General features: G+C 71.0%; 14 protein-coding genes. 12 read left to right on the plus strand and 2 right to left on the minus strand.

Annotated features, from left to right (window positions below):
• Positions 1-159 precede the first annotated feature (159 nt).
• On the minus strand, positions 160-1,962 hold the full coding sequence (locus AB0D85_RS10370; protein ID WP_362316679.1) for a glycoside hydrolase family 15 protein: 1,803 nt from the start codon (positions 1,960-1,962) through the stop codon (positions 160-162).
• 518 nt (positions 1,963-2,480) lie between these two features.
• Here AB0D85_RS10370 and AB0D85_RS10375 point away from each other — a divergent pair.
• The 12 genes from AB0D85_RS10375 to AB0D85_RS10430 all read left to right on the plus strand — a co-directional run bounded on the left by AB0D85_RS10375 (position 2,481) and on the right by AB0D85_RS10430 (position 15,978).
• Entirely contained in the window at positions 2,481-4,127 is a 1,647-nt protein-coding gene (locus AB0D85_RS10375) for a CTP synthase (protein ID WP_362316682.1), read from the plus strand.
• A gap of 110 nt (positions 4,128-4,237) precedes the next feature.
• Entirely contained in the window at positions 4,238-4,864 is a 627-nt protein-coding gene (locus tag AB0D85_RS10380; protein ID WP_362316685.1) for an NUDIX hydrolase, read from the plus strand.
• A 173-nt stretch (positions 4,865-5,037) separates the two neighbouring features.
• Positions 5,038-7,104 carry a tetratricopeptide repeat protein gene (locus tag AB0D85_RS10385; RefSeq protein ID WP_362316687.1) on the plus strand — a complete coding sequence of 689 codons (2,067 nt, stop codon included), beginning with the start codon at positions 5,038-5,040 and terminating at the stop codon, positions 7,102-7,104.
• Positions 7,105-7,238: 134 nt separating this feature from the next.
• Positions 7,239-8,363 carry an alanine dehydrogenase gene (ald, locus tag AB0D85_RS10390; RefSeq protein ID WP_362316690.1) on the plus strand — a complete coding sequence of 375 codons (1,125 nt, stop codon included), beginning with the start codon at positions 7,239-7,241 and terminating at the stop codon, positions 8,361-8,363.
• Positions 8,364-8,755: 392 nt separating this feature from the next.
• A complete protein-coding gene (locus AB0D85_RS10395; protein WP_362316694.1) occupies positions 8,756-9,883 on the plus strand; it encodes a ParA family protein in 1,128 nt (375 codons plus the stop codon).
• Positions 9,868-10,485 (plus strand): hypothetical protein, encoded by a 618-nt coding sequence (locus AB0D85_RS10400; RefSeq protein WP_362316697.1) that lies wholly within the window; start codon positions 9,868-9,870, stop codon positions 10,483-10,485. Before AB0D85_RS10395 ends, AB0D85_RS10400 begins: the two co-directional genes overlap by 16 nt.
• A gap of 18 nt (positions 10,486-10,503) precedes the next feature.
• A complete protein-coding gene (locus tag AB0D85_RS10405) occupies positions 10,504-11,505 on the plus strand; it encodes a segregation/condensation protein A (protein WP_362316699.1) in 1,002 nt (333 codons plus the stop codon).
• Entirely contained in the window at positions 11,502-12,152 is a 651-nt protein-coding gene (scpB, locus tag AB0D85_RS10410; protein WP_362316702.1) for an SMC-Scp complex subunit ScpB, read from the plus strand. The genes AB0D85_RS10405 and scpB overlap by 4 nt, the downstream gene beginning before the upstream one ends.
• An 11-nt stretch (positions 12,153-12,163) precedes the next feature.
• Positions 12,164-13,288 carry a pseudouridine synthase gene (locus tag AB0D85_RS10415; RefSeq protein WP_362316704.1) on the plus strand — a complete coding sequence of 375 codons (1,125 nt, stop codon included), beginning with the start codon at positions 12,164-12,166 and terminating at the stop codon, positions 13,286-13,288.
• Positions 13,289-13,464: 176 nt separating this feature from the next.
• Positions 13,465-14,184 (plus strand): NUDIX domain-containing protein, encoded by a 720-nt coding sequence (locus AB0D85_RS10420; RefSeq protein ID WP_362316707.1) that lies wholly within the window; start codon positions 13,465-13,467, stop codon positions 14,182-14,184.
• The gene (locus tag AB0D85_RS10425; protein ID WP_362316709.1) at positions 14,181-15,203 is read left to right on the plus strand and encodes an ADP-ribosylglycohydrolase family protein; all 1,023 of its coding nucleotides are present in this window, start codon (positions 14,181-14,183) and stop codon (positions 15,201-15,203) included. Before AB0D85_RS10420 ends, AB0D85_RS10425 begins: the two co-directional genes overlap by 4 nt.
• Before the next feature lie 4 nt (positions 15,204-15,207).
• Positions 15,208-15,978: a nucleotidyltransferase domain-containing protein gene (locus AB0D85_RS10430; RefSeq protein ID WP_362316711.1), complete on the plus strand. Its 771-nt coding sequence runs from the start codon at positions 15,208-15,210 to the stop codon at positions 15,976-15,978.
• Here AB0D85_RS10430 and AB0D85_RS10435 read toward each other — a convergent pair.
• Positions 15,904-16,647 carry a nucleotidyltransferase domain-containing protein gene (locus tag AB0D85_RS10435; protein WP_362316714.1) on the minus strand — a complete coding sequence of 248 codons (744 nt, stop codon included), beginning with the start codon at positions 16,645-16,647 and terminating at the stop codon, positions 15,904-15,906. The genes AB0D85_RS10430 and AB0D85_RS10435 overlap by 75 nt on opposite strands.
• Positions 16,648-16,654 lie beyond the last annotated feature (7 nt).

Genomic DNA, 16,654 nt, shown 5'->3' on the forward strand with positions numbered 1-16,654 from the left:
GAATGCTCCCTGGAAAGTGCGAGAAGGGTGCGCCCTGGTCAAAGCCCCCGAGGAACAGGCATATCCAGGATAGTCACGCAACCGCCGCCGCTGCATGCCAGGCGGCGCCCCGCCCTTCTCGCCGCCGGTGCGGAAGGGCGGGACGCCGCGGGCCTTGGCCTACCCTCCGTACGCCCCCGACGCCGTCAGCCGCAGCGCCGTGTCGATCAGCGGCACATGGCTGAACGCCTGCGGGAAGTTCCCCACCTGCCGCTTCAGCCGCGGGTCCCACTCCTCGGCGAGCAGCCCGAGGTCGTTCCGCAGTGCGAGCAGCTTCTCGAACAGCTTGCGGGCCTCGTCGACACGGCCGATCATCGCCAGGTCGTCGGCCATCCAGAACGAACAGGCCAGGAAGGCCCCCTCGTCGCCGGGCAGGCCGTCCACGCCCTCGTCGCCGCCCGAGGTCGGGTAGCGCAGGATGAAGCCGTCCGGCGTGGACAGCTCGCGCTGGATCGCCTCGATGGTGCCGATGACCCGCTTGTCGTCCGGCGGCAGGAAGCCCATCTGGGGGATCAGCAGCAGCGACGCGTCCAGCTCCTGCGAGCCGTAGGACTGCGTGAAGGTGTTGCGTTCCTTGTCGTAGCCCTTCTCGCAGACGTCCCGGTGGATGTCGTCGCGCAGTTCCTTCCAGCGCTCCAGCGGGCCGTCCGCGTCCCCGGACTCGATCAGCTTGATGGTGCGGTCCACCGCGACCCAGGCCATCACCTTGGAGTGGACGAAGTGCCGGCGCGGGCCGCGGACCTCCCAGATGCCCTCGTCGGGCTCGTCCCAGTGGTCCTCCAGATAGCGGATGAGCTTGAGCTGGAGCAGGGAGGCGTAGTCGTTGCGGGCGAGGCCGGTCATATGGGCCAGGTGCAGGGCCTCGGTGACCTCGCCGTAGACGTCCAGCTGGAGCTGGTGGGCCGCGCCGTTGCCGACCCGGACCGGCGCGGAGTTCTCGTAGCCGGGCAGCCAGTCCAGCTCGGCCTCGCCCAGCTCGCGCTCGCCCGCGATGCCGTACATGATCTGCAGGTTCTCGGGGTCGCCGGCCACCGCGCGCAGCAGCCACTCGCGCCAGGCGCGGGCCTCCTCGCGGTAGCCGGTGCGCAGCAGCGAGGAGAGGGTGATCGCGGCGTCGCGGAGCCAGGTGTAGCGGTAGTCCCAGTTGCGGACGCCGCCGATGTCCTCCGGGAGGGAGGTGGTGGGGGCCGCGACGATCCCGCCGGTCGGGGCGTACGTCAGCGCCTTCAGCGTGATCAGGGAGCGGATCACCGCCTCGCGGTACGGGCCGTGGTACGTGCAGTGCTCGACCCACTCCCGCCAGAACTCCTCCGTCGCCTCCAGCGACTGCTCCGGCTCCGGCAGCGGCGGCGGCTCCTTGTGCGAGGGCTGCCAGGAGATGGTGAACGCGATGCGGTCGCCGGGGGCCACCGTGAAGTCCGCGTAGGTGGTCAGCGACTTGCCGTAGGTCTCCGCCGAGGTGTCGAACCACACCGAGTCGGGGCCCGCGACGGCGACCGTGCGGCCGTCGTGCTTGTGCACCCAGGGGACCACCCGGCCGTAGGAGAACCGCATCCGCAGGACCGAGCGCATCGGCACCCGGCCGGTGACGCCCTCGACGATGCGGATCAGCTGGGGGGCGCCGTCACGCGGCGGCATGAAGTCGGTGACCCGGACCGTGCCGCGCGGGGTGTCCCACTCCGACTCCAGGATGAGCGAGTCGCCCCGGTAGGTGCGGCGGGCCGCGGTCGGCGGCTGGGAGTCGGCCGCGTGCGCCGGGCCCAGCCGCCAGAAACCGTGTTCCTCGGTGCCGAGCAGACCGGCGAAGATGGCATGCGAGTCGAAGCGGGGCAGGCACAGCCAGTCGACTGTGCCGTCCCGGCAGACCAGCGCAGCAGTCTGCATGTCTCCGATGAGTGCGTAATCTTCGATGCGCCCGGCCACGTGCAACTCCAGTCGAACGGCCACGTCACCCCCCAGGCAAAAAAGGGGGGCTGTCGCTAGTGCGGTCAAGGGGGGTTGTTGTTGTACGTCGTTGAGCGGTGAAGCAAAGCAGCCCGCCGTGCCCTGAGGCAAAACGACAGTCATAGCTCAACGAACTGCCTAGCTCTCGTTGTTCCGGTAAGTGACGGGCGGGGGTGTGCCGTGTTTCCGGCCGGGCTCGGCAGCGAGTGTCCGAGCAGGATACGACGCACGTAGATGATCTGCGTGCCGCTCCGGGCAACCCGTGTGGGCCGAACGAGTGAGCTGTGAGTGAGATCCACGTAAAGCGTGAGCGTCTGTGTGCCGATATGTGCACGGAGCGTGGCCGGGAGCCATCTCTCCGGGGCGCTGATACCCTGGTAGCCCGTGGACCGGTGGGCACGAAACCCCCGAACCGCAGCGACGGCACCACCCCGGAAACTCCAGGACGGGAGCCGTACCGCACGACAGATCGCGACCACGGGAGCCCCCTCTTGGCCATGCCGCCGAAAGCCACGACGACCAAGCACATCTTCGTCACCGGGGGTGTCGCCTCCTCGCTCGGCAAGGGCCTGACGGCCTCCAGCCTGGGCATGCTGCTCAAGGCCCGGGGTCTGCGCGTCGTGATGCAGAAGCTCGACCCGTACCTGAACGTCGACCCGGGCACGATGAACCCCTTCCAGCACGGTGAGGTGTTCGTCACCAACGACGGCGCCGAGACCGACCTGGACATCGGCCACTACGAGCGTTTCCTCGACCGCGACCTGGACGGCTCCGCCAACGTCACCACAGGTCAGGTCTACTCCACGGTGATCGCCAAGGAACGGCGTGGCGAGTACCTGGGCGACACCGTCCAGGTCATCCCGCACATCACCAACGAGATCAAGCACCGCATCCGGCGGATGGCCACCGACGAGGTCGACGTCGTCATCACCGAGGTCGGCGGTACGGTCGGCGACATCGAGTCGCTGCCGTTCCTGGAGACGGTCCGCCAGGTCCGGCACGAGGTCGGCCGGGACAACGTCTTCGTGGTGCACATCTCGCTCCTGCCGTACATCGGCCCGTCCGGCGAGCTGAAGACCAAGCCCACCCAGCACTCCGTGGCCGCCCTGCGGAACATCGGTATCCAGCCCGACGCGATCGTGCTGCGCTGCGACCGCGAGGTCCCCACCGCCATCAAGCGCAAGATCTCGCTGATGTGCGACGTCGACGAGGCCGCGGTCGTGGCCTGCCCCGACGCCCGCTCGATCTACGACATCCCGAAGACCGTGCACGGCGAGGGCCTGGACGCCTATGTCGTCCGCAAGCTGGACCTGCCGTTCCGCGATGTGGACTGGCGGACCTGGGACGACCTGCTCGACCGCGTCCACAACCCCGACCACGAGATCACCCTCGCGCTGGTCGGCAAGTACATCGACCTGCCCGACGCCTACCTCTCGGTCACCGAGGCGCTGCGCGCCGGCGGCTTCGCCAACAAGGCCCGCGTGAAGATCAAGTGGGTGACGTCGGACGACTGCAGGACCCCGGCCGGTGCCGCCGCCCAGCTCGGTGACGTCGACGGCATCTGCATCCCCGGCGGCTTCGGCGACCGCGGGGTGCTCGGCAAGGTCGGCGCCATCCGTTTCGCCCGTGAGAACCGGATCCCGCTGCTCGGCCTCTGCCTGGGCCTGCAGTGCATCGTGATCGAGGCCGCGCGCAACCTGGCCGACATCCCGGACGCCAACTCCACCGAGTTCGACTCCGCCACCGGCCACCCGGTCATCTCCACCATGGCCGAGCAGCTCGACATCGTGGCCGGCGAGGGCGACATGGGCGGCACCATGCGGCTCGGCATGTACCCGGCGAAGCTGGCCGAGGGCTCCATCGTGCGCGAGGTCTACGACGGCAAGGAGTACGTCGAGGAGCGGCACCGCCACCGCTACGAGGTCAACAACGCGTACCGCGCGGAGCTGGAGAAGAAGGCCGGCATCCAGTTCTCCGGCACCTCCCCGGACGGCAAGCTCGTCGAGTACGTCGAGTACCCCCGTGACGTCCACCCCTACCTGGTCGCCACCCAGGCCCACCCGGAGCTGCGCTCCCGCCCGACCCGCCCGCACCCGCTGTTCGCGGGCCTGGTGAAGGCGGCGGTCGCGCGTCAGCAGGCCTAGGTCGAGCAGACGAATTCGAAGTAACACACCAGTTGTACGGTGGCCGGGGTGCATACCTTCAAAGGGTGGGCACCCCGGTTTCATCTGTGCACGTGGAAGGGCGGCAGGGCATGACGATCAAGGACACCCCCGAGGAGTGGGAGATCCGGGCCACGGAGACCCCCTTCGTGGGCAACAAGACCTCCGTCCGCACCGACGAGGTGGTCATGCCCGACGGCACGGTGGTCCGCCGCGACTACCAGGTCCACCCCGGCTCGGTCGCCGTCCTCGCCCTCGACGAGGAGGACCGCGTGCTGCTCATCCGCCAGTACCGGCACCCGGTCCGCCAGAAGCTCTGGGAGATCCCCGCCGGCCTGCTCGACATCCCCGGCGAGAACCCGCTGCACGCCGCCCAGCGCGAGCTGTACGAGGAGGCGCACGTCAAGGCCGAGGACTGGCGGGTGCTGACCGACCTGTACACCACCCCCGGCGGCTGCGACGAGGCCGTACGGATCTTCCTCGCCCGCGATCTGTCCGAGGCCGAGGGCGAGCGCTTCGAGACGGAGCACGAGGAGATCGACCTGGAGTACGCGCGCGTGCCGGTCGGCGAACTGGTGCGCCTGGTCCTCGCCGGCGATGTGCACAACAACTGCCTGGTGACCGGCGTCCTCTCCCTGGTCGCCGCCCGCACCGGCGACGGCATCGACGCGCTGCGCCCGGCCGACGCACCGTGGCCGGCCCGGCCCTTCGAGTCCTGAACCACCGATCGGGCGACCCGGTGTGACCATCGCCTGATCCGATCGGGCGATGTGCCCGCCGTGCTCCGCCCGGAACGTCCTCGCACGTGAACTAGGCTCGACGCGATTGAGCCGAAACGCCCGAACCGGAGTCCCGGCGGGCATGCGTGTGCGGTGGGACGGGAGTGTGGCCCGTGACGGATCAGGCGGTGGACACAGGCGGTGCACGACTCGCGGCGCCCGCGGCCACGGAGGACCAGTTCCTGGGCCGTACAAGGGAGTTGAAGGAACTGCGCGCCGACATCGAGCGCGCGGGCCTGGACACCATCGCCGGCCGCAAGGCCCCCCGCGCCCGGGTCCTGCTGATCGCGGGCAGACCCGGATCCGGACGCACCGCCCTCGCCGGGGAACTCGTCCGGCGGGTCGCCGCCGACTACCCCGACGGGGTGCTGCGCGCCCGCCTCGCCGAGCCCGACGGCACCCCCGTCCCCGTCGAGCGCACCGCCCGCGACCTCCTCGCCGCCCTGCGCCTGCCCACCCCGGCCGGCGCCGCCGAGGACGACCTCACCCACGCCCTGCGCACCGCCCTCGCCGAGCGCCGGATGCTGCTCCTGCTGGACGACGCACCCGGCGCCGAAGAGGTCGACGCGCTGCTCCCGGACACCCCCGACTGCCTGGCCGTGGCCGTCTCCGCCCGCCCGCTCACCGGGATCCCGGACGTCCGCCCCTGCACCCTGGGCGGCCTCGACACCAAGTCGGCCGTGGAACTGCTGACCCGCTACACCGGCTCGGTCCGCATCACCGTGGACCCGCGGTCCGCCGAGTCGCTGGTCGAGGTGTGCCAGGCGCATCCCGCCGCGCTCACCCTGGCCGGTGGCTGGCTCGCCGCCCGCCCCCAGATGGCCGTCTCCGACCTCGCGAAACGCCTGCACGCCGACACCGAGGACGGCTCCGCCCTGTCCCGGGTCTTCCGGTTCGTGCACGACCAGCTGCCCGGCCGGGCGGCCCGGATACTGCGACTCCTGTGCCTGGCCCCGGCCGGCCTGGTCGACCCGCACACCGCCTCGTCCCTCGCCGGCTGCTCGGTCGACACCGCCCGCACCACCCTGGACGAATTGGTCCGCCTCGGCCTGCTGCGCCCCGTGGACTCCCCGCTGCCCCAGTACGAGCTCCCCGGCTGCCTCCACCCGCTGCTCCGGGCGCTGGCCGAGTCCCAGGAACGGGCCGGAGAGCTCCAACTGGCCCGCGCCCGGATGCTGGAGCGCACGGTACGGCTGCTGCAGTCGTGCCGCGCGATCACCGAGACCGACAACCCGCAGGCCCGCGAGAAGCTCCAGGCCCTGCCCCGCGAGCTGCGCTTCCCCACCCCCCGGGCCGCCGCCGACTGGCTGAGCATCCGGCGCCCGGCCCTGCTGGCCGCCGCCCGCGCGGCCGTCGCCGACGGCGAGCTCGACACGCTGGCCAGGCGCCTGATGTCCCAGCTGGTCAAGGCCATGGTGGCGCACTTCGGTACCCGGGCCGCGGCCCCCGACCTGTACGGCATCCACCGGCTCGTCCTCGACGTGGCCGAGCGCCGCCGGCTGCCCCGCGAGCAGGCCGCCGCGCTGCTGAACCTGGGCGACCTGGACGCGCAGACCGGGCGTACGGCGGACGCGCTGGTGCGCTATCGGGCCGCGCTGGACGCCGGACGCATCGCAAATGACCCGTACGCGACCGGTCGCGCAATGGAATCCGTAGGCGGTGCGCACCAGGAGCTGGGGGACTACGACCGGGCCGCCGACTGGTTCGGCCGCGCCCTCGCCCAGCGGCTGGCCCGCGACGAGCGCGCCGAGGCCGCCCGGCTCTACGGCCGTATCGCGGGGGCGCACACCTACGCGGGCCGCTACGGCGAGGCGCTCAGGGCCTGGCGGGCGGCTGTTTCCGGCCACCGCAAGAACGGCGATGTGCCCGCACAGGCACGGGCGTTGAGCGAGCTGGCGCGGGTCCAGGAGTACGCCGGGCGGCCCGAGGAATCACTGCGCACCTGCCAGGAGGCGGTCGAGTGGGCGCGCCGCGCCGACGACACGCGACTGCAGGCCGCGCTCCAGCTGCGCCTCGCCGACACGCTGGAGCGGCTCGGCGACTCCACCGCCGCGAGCCTGCACCGTTCCGCCGCCGAGCGCATGCTGAGTGAGGAGCCGCAGGACGCCTCGGACCCCGACTCCGACCCGGAACATGGCGCTAACACCTGCGAAATCCGTAGCGCATCCAGCGAAGATTGATGCAATGAAAGGCTAGACAGCCGGAACGCCTTCATTAAACTGGCTCTGCCGTCGGTTCTCCTGCGGTGTCTCCTGGTGTATCCCATATGCCGGGTATGTGCAGCTATGCCCCCACACCCTCTGAGCCAAGGACCGTGATCGACGTGAAGGTCGGCATCCCCCGCGAGGTCAAGAACAACGAGTTCCGGGTGGCCATCACCCCCGCCGGCGTGCACGAGCTGGTGCGTAACGGCCACCAGGTCGTCATCGAGCGCGGCGCCGGTGTCGGCTCGTCGATCCCGGACGACGAGTACGTCGCCGCCGGTGCCACGATCCTGGACACCGCCGACGAGGTGTGGGCCACCGCCGACCTGCTGCTGAAGGTCAAGGAGCCGATCGCGGAGGAGTACCACCGCCTCCGCAAGGACCAGACCCTCTTCACGTACCTGCACCTGGCCGCGTCCAAGGAGTGCACCGACGCCCTCCTGGAGTCCGGCACCACGGCCATCGCCTACGAGACCGTCGAGCTGCCCAACCGCGCCCTCCCGCTGCTCGCCCCGATGTCCGAGGTCGCCGGCCGCCTCGCCCCGCAGGTCGGCGCCTACCACCTGATGCGCGCCAACGGCGGCCGCGGTGTGCTGCCCGGCGGTGTCCCGGGCGTGCTGGCCGCCAAGGCCGTCGTCATCGGCGGTGGCGTCTCCGGCTGGAACGCCGCCCAGATCGCCATCGGCATGGGCTTCCATGTGACCCTGCTCGACAAGGACATCAACAAGCTCAAGGAGGCCGACAAGGTCTTCGGCACCAAGATCCAGACCGTCGTCTCCAACTCCTTCGAGCTGGAGAAGGCCTGCCTGGAGGCCGACCTCGTGATCGGCGCGGTGCTCATCCCGGGCGCCAAGGCCCCCAAGCTCGTCACCAACGAGCTGGTCTCCCGCATGAAGCAGGGAAGTGTCCTTGTCGACATCGCGATCGACCAGGGCGGCTGCTTCGAGGACTCCCGCCCCACCACGCACGCCGAGCCGACCTTCAAGGTCCACGAGTCGGTCTTCTACTGCGTCGCCAACATGCCCGGCGCGGTGCCCAACACCTCCACCTACGCGCTCACCAACGCCACGCTGCCCTACATCGTGTCGCTCGCGAACAACGGCTGGGCCGAGGCGCTGCGCCGCGACGCCGCGCTCGCCAAGGGTCTCAACACCCATGACGGCAAGGTTGTTTACCGGGAGGTCGCCGAGGCGCACGGCCTGGAGCACCTGGACATCGCCACGCTGATCGGCTGAGCTAAGTCACCTTTTCGTAAAGGCGATACGTCAACAAGCCGCGTCAATCGCCTGCACCCGGCCGGACCTTGCCCCACAAGGTCCGGCCAGATGTGTGTATGGTCACTTTGCGACTCTCGGTCAACTCGCCTCGAACGTAACCCTTCGACCGATTCGCACACCCGTGAAACCTGCCGTGCGACGGCCGTACGCCCTTGACAGCGAGATGTTTCATTGCCGACACATCCTGCCGGGTCCGGCGGATTGTGTTGCTGCGGACGCCCGACACGCCATAGAGTCGCCAACCGTCGGCATGGTGCCACGCCGACCTGTCTAGAAGTTTCCTGGTCACCAAGGAGGTAAGACGACTTGTGAATGAGTCGACATTTTCTCCCGGGGGTGGTCAACCAGGAATGCCGGTACGGGACCAGGGTCCCGCGGGGTTCGAGGCTGTCGGCTCCGTCGCGGTGCGCACCTTCACAGCAGCCCGGAGTCCGCGGACCACGCGGACAGCACACCAGAGCATGGATGGCCATCACGTGAACGCCCTGGCCGGCGACGGAAGTGGCGCGCCCCACAACCAATTCGCCGTCTACGACGAACTGCCCGACGGGCACTTCTACGACCCCGACGCCGAGTACGAGCCGGATCCGGAGTACGCGGCCACGCTCGCGCCCGACGCGGCCCGCCAGCGCCGTGAGCGCGTCGGTCCGACCGGGCGCCCGCTGCCGTACTTCCCGATCCCGGGCCCGCTGACCGACCACGGCCCCGCGAAGATCATCGCGATGTGCAACCAGAAGGGCGGCGTCGGCAAGACGACGTCCACCATCAACCTGGGTGCCGCGCTCGCGGAGTACGGCCGGCGTGTGCTGCTCGTGGACTTCGACCCGCAGGGCGCGCTGTCGGTGGGTCTCGGCGTCAACCCGATGGAGCTCGACCTCACCGTCTACAACCTGCTCATGGAGCGGGGCATGTCGGCCGACGAGGTCCTCCTGAAGACCGCGGTCCCCAACATGGACCTGCTGCCCTCCAACATCGACCTGTCGGCCGCCGAGGTCCAGCTGGTCTCCGAGGTCGCCCGCGAGTCGACCCTGCAGCGGGCGCTGAAGCCGCTGATGGACGACTACGACTACATCGTGATCGACTGCCAGCCCTCGCTCGGCCTGCTCACGGTCAACGCGCTGACGGCCGCTCACAAGGTGATCGTGCCCCTGGAGTGCGAGTTCTTCGCCCTGCGCGGTGTCGCCCTGCTGACCGAGACCATCGAGAAGGTCCAGGAGCGGCTCAACCCGGAGCTGGAGCTCGACGGCATCCTCGCCACGATGTACGACTCCCGCACCGTGCACAGCCGTGAGGTGCTCGCGCGTGTCGTCGAGGCGTTCGACGACCACGTCTACCACACGGTCATCGGCCGCACGGTCCGCTTCCCGGAGACCACGGTCGCCGGCGAGCCGATCACCACGTACGCCTCGAACTCCGTCGGTGCCGCCGCCTATCGCCAGCTCGCCAGGGAGGTGCTCGCCCGGTGTCACGCCGAGTGAGTCTGCCGGGGGCCGACGAACTGTTCCGTACGACCGGGGGGATGGCGCTGCAGCCGTCCACTCCCAGGCGCCCGGCCAACGGCGAGGCCCGGGTGCCGTCCCCCGCGACTCCCGCGGGGGAGAACGACGACCGGGCGGCCGAGGCCGCCGAGGACGCGCCGCACGCGGTGCCCGTGCAGGGCGGCGACGGCGAGGGCGCGGAGCACGTGGCGGCGGACGCCGAGCCGACCGACGCCGGGGAGTCCCGCAACCGCGCCGTGCAGTCCGCCACGATCGCGCCGTCGGCCGAGCGGGTCGCGCGGCAGCAGGCGGCGCAGGAAGGTTCTGGCGGGTCCGCCGCACAGGCCCAGCCCCGTAAGCGCGGTGGCAGGGCGCCCGCCCGGCGGCCCAGCGGACGCGAGCGGCACGACGAGAAGATCACCGTCTATGTCTCCGCCGAGGAACTGATGGACCTGGAGCACGCACGGCTCGTGCTCCGCGGCGAACACGGACTGGCCGTCGACCGGGGCCGGATCGTCCGCGAGGCGGTCGCCGTGGTGCTGGCGGACCTGGAGTCCCGGGGAGACGCGAGCATCCTCGTACGACGGCTGCGCGGCCGGTAGAGGTAGCCTGCGGGGGCTATGACCTCGACCGACGCTCCCCACCCCGGTGCCTCCGGCGGCCGTCGCCGTGTGCTGGGGCGGGGACCGGGCGCGGCGCCGCCGGCGGTTGCGCCGGAGCCGGAGCCCGAGGTCGTCGTACCGGAGCCGGAGCCGGTTTCTCACGAACCTGTTCCTCAAGAACCTGCTCCTGTGCCCCAGGACATTCCCGACGGTGTGTTCAAGGTCCGTCTCGCCAACTTCGAGGGGCCCTTCGACCTCCTCCTCCAGCTGATCTCCAAGCACAAGCTGGACGTCACCGAGGTCGCCCTCTCCAAGGTCACCGACGAGTTCATGGCGCACATCCGGGCCATGGGGCCGGACTGGGACCTGGACCAGACGACCGAGTTCCTCGTCGTGGCCGCCACGCTGCTCGACCTGAAGGCCGCCCGGCTGCTGCCCGCCGCCGAGGTCGAGGACGAGGCCGACCTGGCGCTCCTCGAAGCCCGTGACCTCCTCTTCGCGCGGCTGCTGCAGTACCGCGCGTACAAACAGATCGCCGACATCTTCAACCGGCGCCTGGACGACGAGGCCCGCCGCTGGCCCCGTACCGTCGGCCTCGAACCGCACCTCGCCGAGCTGCTGCCCGAGGTCGTCATCAGCATCGGGCCGGAAGGATTCGCCAGGCTCGCGGTCAAGGCGATGCAGCCCAGGCCCAAGCCGCAGGTGTACGTCGACCACATCCACGCCCCGCTGGTCAGCGTGCAGGAGCAGGCCGGGATCGTGGTGGCGCGGCTGCGGGAGCTGGGGGAGGCCAGCTTCCAGGTGCTGGTGGCGGACACCGAGGACACGCTCACCGTCGTGGCCCGGTTCCTGGCTCTCCTGGAGCTGTACCGGGAGAAGGCCGTCGCCCTGGACCAGGAGACCGCGCTCGGCGACCTGATCGTGCGCTGGACCGGCGGGGACGGCGCGGCCCGGCCGATGGTGACCGACGAGTTCGACCGACCGCCCGAGCCGCCCAAGGGCAAGGAGGACAAGGCGTGAGCGAGGACACCACGGAGCTCCCGGCCGGGCTGCGCCCGGTCGCCGAACTCGACCTCAAGCCGGCCCTGGAAGCGGTCCTCATGGTCGTCGACGAGCCCGCCACCGCGGAGCACCTGTCCAAGATCCTGGAGCGGCCCAAGCGGACGATCACGAAGGCGCTGCGCGAGCTGGCCGACGAGTACACCGTGCAGGGCCGCGGCTTCGAGCTGCGGTTCGTCGCGGGCGGCTGGCGTTTCTACACCCGCGGCGAGTTCGCGCCCGCCGTCGAGCGGCTGGTCCTGGAGGGCCAGACCGCGCGGCTCACCCAGGCCGCCCTGGAGACCCTCGCGGTCGTCGCGTACCGCCAGCCGGTGAGCCGCAGCCGCGTCTCGGTCGTCCGCGGAGTCAACTGCGACGGTGTGATGCGCACCCTGCTCCAGCGCGGTCTGGTCGAGGAGGCGGGCGCGGAACCCGAAACAGGTGCGATCCTGTACAGGACGACGAACTACTTCCTGGAGCGGATGGGCCTGCGCGGCCTGGACGAGCTCCCGGAGCTCGCGCCCTTCCTCCCGGAGGCCGAGGCGATCGAGGCCGAGACCCAGGAGGGCGTGCCGTCGTTCGATCCGGACGCACCCGATGCGCCGGATTCCGAGGACGCAGACGACTAGACGGAAATTTGATGCGAAGCAGCAGCGGCAGGAACAGCAGCGGAAACAACGGCGGGAGCCGTGGTGGCAACAGCGGCGGCCGCGGCGGGAGCAGCGGTGGGCGCGGTAACTACCGCGGCGCCGGCAACGCCCGCGACGACAAGCAGGGCGCCGGCCGGCCGAAGAAGCCGCGCCCGGAGGAGCGGCGCTACGACGTAGGACCGGGCGCCACCCAGGACGGTCCGAAGTCGGGCCGCGGCGCCTCGGCGCGCGGCGGCGCCAAGGGCGGGCCCCGGCAGGGGCAGGGCACCGGGCGCGGCCGTACGGCCCCGGCCAGTTCCCGTGAGTACGACGCCCGCGCGGAGGAGCGCAACCGGGAGCGGTACGCCGGCAAGCCGGACGTGAAGCTCCCCAAGACCTTCCCGGGCGCCGAGCAGGAGGGCGAGCGGCTGCAGAAGGTCCTCGCCCGCGCGGGCTACGGCTCCCGGCGCGCCTGCGAGGAGCTGATCGAGCAGGCCCGGGTCGAGGTCAACGGCGAGATCGTGCTGGAGCAGGGCAAGCGGGTCGACCCGGAGAAGGACGAGGTCAGGGTCGACGGGCTGACCGTGGCCACGCAGTCGTACCAGTTCTTCTCGCTGAACAAGCCGGCCGGTGTCGTCTCCACGATGGAGGACCCGGACGGGCGGCAGTGCCTCGGCGACTACGTCACCAACCGGGAGACCCGGCTCTTCCACGTGGGGCGCCTGGACACCGAGACCGAGGGTGTGATCCTGCTCACCAACCACGGAGAGCTGGCGCACCGGCTGACCCACCCCAAGTACGGCGTGAAGAAGACCTACCTCGCGCACATCGTGGGCCCCATCCCGCGCGACCTCGGCAAGAAGCTCAAGGACGGCATCCAGCTGGAGGACGGCTACGCCCGCGCCGACCACTTCCGGGTCGTCGAGCAGACCGGCAAGAACTACCTCGTCGAGGTCACCCTGCACGAGGGCCGCAAGCACATCGTGCGCCGCATGCTGGCCGAGGCGGGCTTCCCGGTCGACAAGCTGGTGCGGGTCGCCTTCGGCCCGATCACCCTCGGCGACCAGAAGTCGGGCTGGCTGCGCCGCCTGTCCAACACCGAGGTCGGGATGCTCATGAAGGAAGTCGACCTCTAAGACCCCGCAAACCCCGCGAAGGGGCTTGTACGGCTTCGTGACGGCCGGTTCCGGGCACTCCGGGACCGGCCGCCGTCGTCCCCGGGAAAAGGGCCCCAGCGGCCACTGAGGGGCTTGCGCGGCCGGACGCGCACTCTTTATAGTCGTAACGACTATTAGTAAGGGGGTGGCCGGTCATGCAGGGCTACGACAAGTACGCCTACGAACCCTTCGCCGTCACCGTCGACCTCGCCGTCCTCACCCTCCGCGCGGGGGCCCTGCACGTGCTGCTCGTGGAGCGCGGACAGGAGCCGTTCGCCGGCCGGTGGGCGCTGCCGGGCGGCTTCGTGCTGCCCCGGGAGTCGGCCGAGACGGCGGCCCGGCGTGAACTCGCCGAGGAGACCGGTCTGTCGGACGTGTCCGGGCTGCACCTGGAGCAGCTGCGCACCTACAGCGACCCGGACCGCGACCCGAGGATGCGGGTCGTCTCCGTCGCCTTCACCGCGCTGCTGCCCGACCCGCCCGAACCGCACGGCGGCGGTGACGCGGCGCAGGCGCGCTGGCTGCCGTACGACACGGCCCGGCCGCTCGCCTTCGACCACGACCGGATCCTCGCCGACGCGCACGAACGCGTGGGCGCGAAGCTGGAGTACAGCTGCCTCGCCACTGCCTTCTGCCCGCCCGAGTTCACGCTCGGCGAGCTGCAGAACGTCTACGAGACCGTCTGGGGCGTCGAGCTGGACCGCCCCAACTTCCGCCGCAAGGTGCTCGCCACGCCCGGCTTCGTCGAACCCGTCCCCGGCGCCGCCCGGTTGACCGGCGGCCGCGGCAAACCCGCCGCGCTCCACCGCGCGGGCACCGCCACCGCGCTCCACCCGCCCCTGCTCCGCCCGTCCCGGGAAGGACGCCCCGCATGACCATGACCAGAGTGCAGAAGCGCGCCGCCACCGGCTCCCTGATCGGACTCGCCCTCGGGGACGCGCTCGGCTTCCCGACCGAGTTCAACGACGTGCCCTCGATCCTCGCCAAGTGCGGGCCGTGGCGGGAGATGGAGCTGCCCGCGCGTGCCTTCGTCTCCGACGACACGCAGATGACGATCGCGGTCGGACGCGGGCTGCGGACCGCCATGGACCGCGGGGTGCTCGCGCCCGAGCGGCTGGCGCGGCCGCTGCGGGCGGAGTTCGTGGACTGGTACCGGTCGCCCGAGAACAACCGGGCGCCGGGCCGGACCTGTCTGCGGGCGTGCGAGCTGCTGGAGGAGGAGGGGCGGGTCTGGCAGGACGCCAGCCAGATCGGCTCCAAGGGGTGCGGGGCCAACATGCGGGTCGCGCCCGTCGGACTCGCACCCGGGCTGAGCGACGAACAGCGCGCCGGAGCCGCCCAGTTGCAGTCCGCCCTCACCCACGGCCACCCCACCGCCCTCGCCGCCTCCGACCTCACCGCGCACGCCGTACGGCTGCTCGCGCAGGGGACCGAACCGGCGGACCTGGTCGGCCGGCTGAGGTCGTACGCCGTCGAGAACCGCACCCGCTACCACCGCACCTGGCTCGGCGACCTGTGGACCCGCAGCCAGGACCCCGACCCCGAGCACTTCATCGCACGCGGCTGGGACGAGTGCCTGGCTATCCTCGACCGCCTCCGGGACGCCGTGCGGAACGCCTCCCCGGAGGCCGACCCCTGCCTGGCCACCGGCGCCGGCTGGATCGCCGAGGAGGCCCTGGCGACCGGTCTGCTCTGCTTCCTGCTCTTCCCCGACGAGCCGCTGCTCGCCCTGCGCCGGGCCGCCTGCTCCTCCGGCGACTCGGACTCCGTCGCCTGCCTGGCCGGGGCCTTCGCGGGGGCCCGGCTGGGCGAGGACGCCTGGCCGGCCGAGTGGGCCGACCGGATCGAATACCGGGGGGACCTGATGACCCTGGGCGCGCTCTGGGACGCTTAGCCCCATGATCGACGAGCCGGACATCGACCTGACACCCGTAATCGACCTGACGCCCATAGTCGAGGAACAGCCCTACCCCCTGCTGTTCGCGACCGTCTCCGGGGCGCACCTGTACGGCTTCCCGTCCCGGGACTCCGACGTGGACCTGCGGGGCGTCCATCTGCTGCCCGCCGCCGACCTGCTGGGGCTGCGCGAGCCCGAGGAGACCCGCTCGCGGATCTGGGTGCACTACGGCGTCGAGATGGACCTCGTCACCCACGACCTGCGCAAGTTCGTCCGGCTGATGCTGCGCCGCAACGGCTATGTGCTGGAACAGCTCCTGTCGCCGCTCGTCGCGCACACCAGCGACACGCACCGCGAACTGGCCGCGCTCGCCCCGGGCGTCCTCACCAGCCACCACGCCCACCACTACCGGGGCTTCGCGGTCACCCAGTGGCGGCTGTTCGAGAAGACCGGCGAACTCAAACCGCTGCTGTACACGTTCCGCGTGCTGCTCACCGGCATCCGGCTGATGCGCGCCGGCGAGGTACAGGCCCATCTGCCCACCCTCGTCGGCGAGGTCGCCGAGGCGCCCTCCTACCTGCCCGAGCTGATCGCCGCCAAGGCCGAGCGGGAGCACGGCAGCGCAGATGTCGAGCACGCGTGCGTGGCGGCCGACGTGGAGCGGCTGCACGCCCTGCTCGACGACGCGCAGAACACCTCAGTGCTGCCCGAGGCCCCCTCCGCGTACGACGCCCTGCACGACCTCGTGGTCCGGGCGCGCCTCAAGGGCTGAGGCGCGGCGGACCCGGAACAGGAAGTCGGCCACGCGCGCGTGGTCCGGCTCCGCCGGCAGGGGGCTGCCGCGCAGGGCCAGGTCGGTCTCCTCGCCGAGCCGGGCCATCCGGGACTCGATCTCCGCCCAGGAGACCTCGCCCCGCTTCACCGCCAGGAACTCCGCGCGCCGGTCGCCGACGTCGACCGTCAGCTCACCGGTGCGCAGCAGATCGCGGGCGCTCGTCAGCAGCCGCAGCAGATGCATCGCGTGCTTCCAGCGCGGGGCGCCGTGCGTACGGACGTCGGCGTCGAGCTTCCTGCGCTGGCCGAGGGCGTAGCGGGTGAAGGTGCCGTACGTCTGCCGGGAGAGGAAGGCGCCGCGCAGCGAGAGGAGCTCGCGGCCCGTGTCGTCGACGTGCTCGACCAGGGGCGAGTGCAGGCACTCCAGGATGTTCGGGTTGCCCCGCAGCGCCAGCTCGCAGAACCGCTCCAGCTCCCAGGAGAACCGCTCCTCGCCCGGTCCCTCCACATGCGTCGGCGGCTTCTCGAAGCTCCAGAACAGGGGAGTGGGGGCGAGGAACACCCCCCGGCGGTCGGTGTCGCTGTCCTCCGTGGCCAGACCGAAGGCCCGCGACCCCATGACACAGGCGTAGATCGTGTGGTCGCGTACCAGGTCCTCGGGCTGCATGCCCGGG

It is taken from the genome of Streptomyces sp. NPDC048277, assembly GCF_040652235.1.
In the GTDB taxonomy this organism is placed as follows: Bacteria; Actinomycetota; Actinomycetes; order Streptomycetales; family Streptomycetaceae; genus Streptomyces.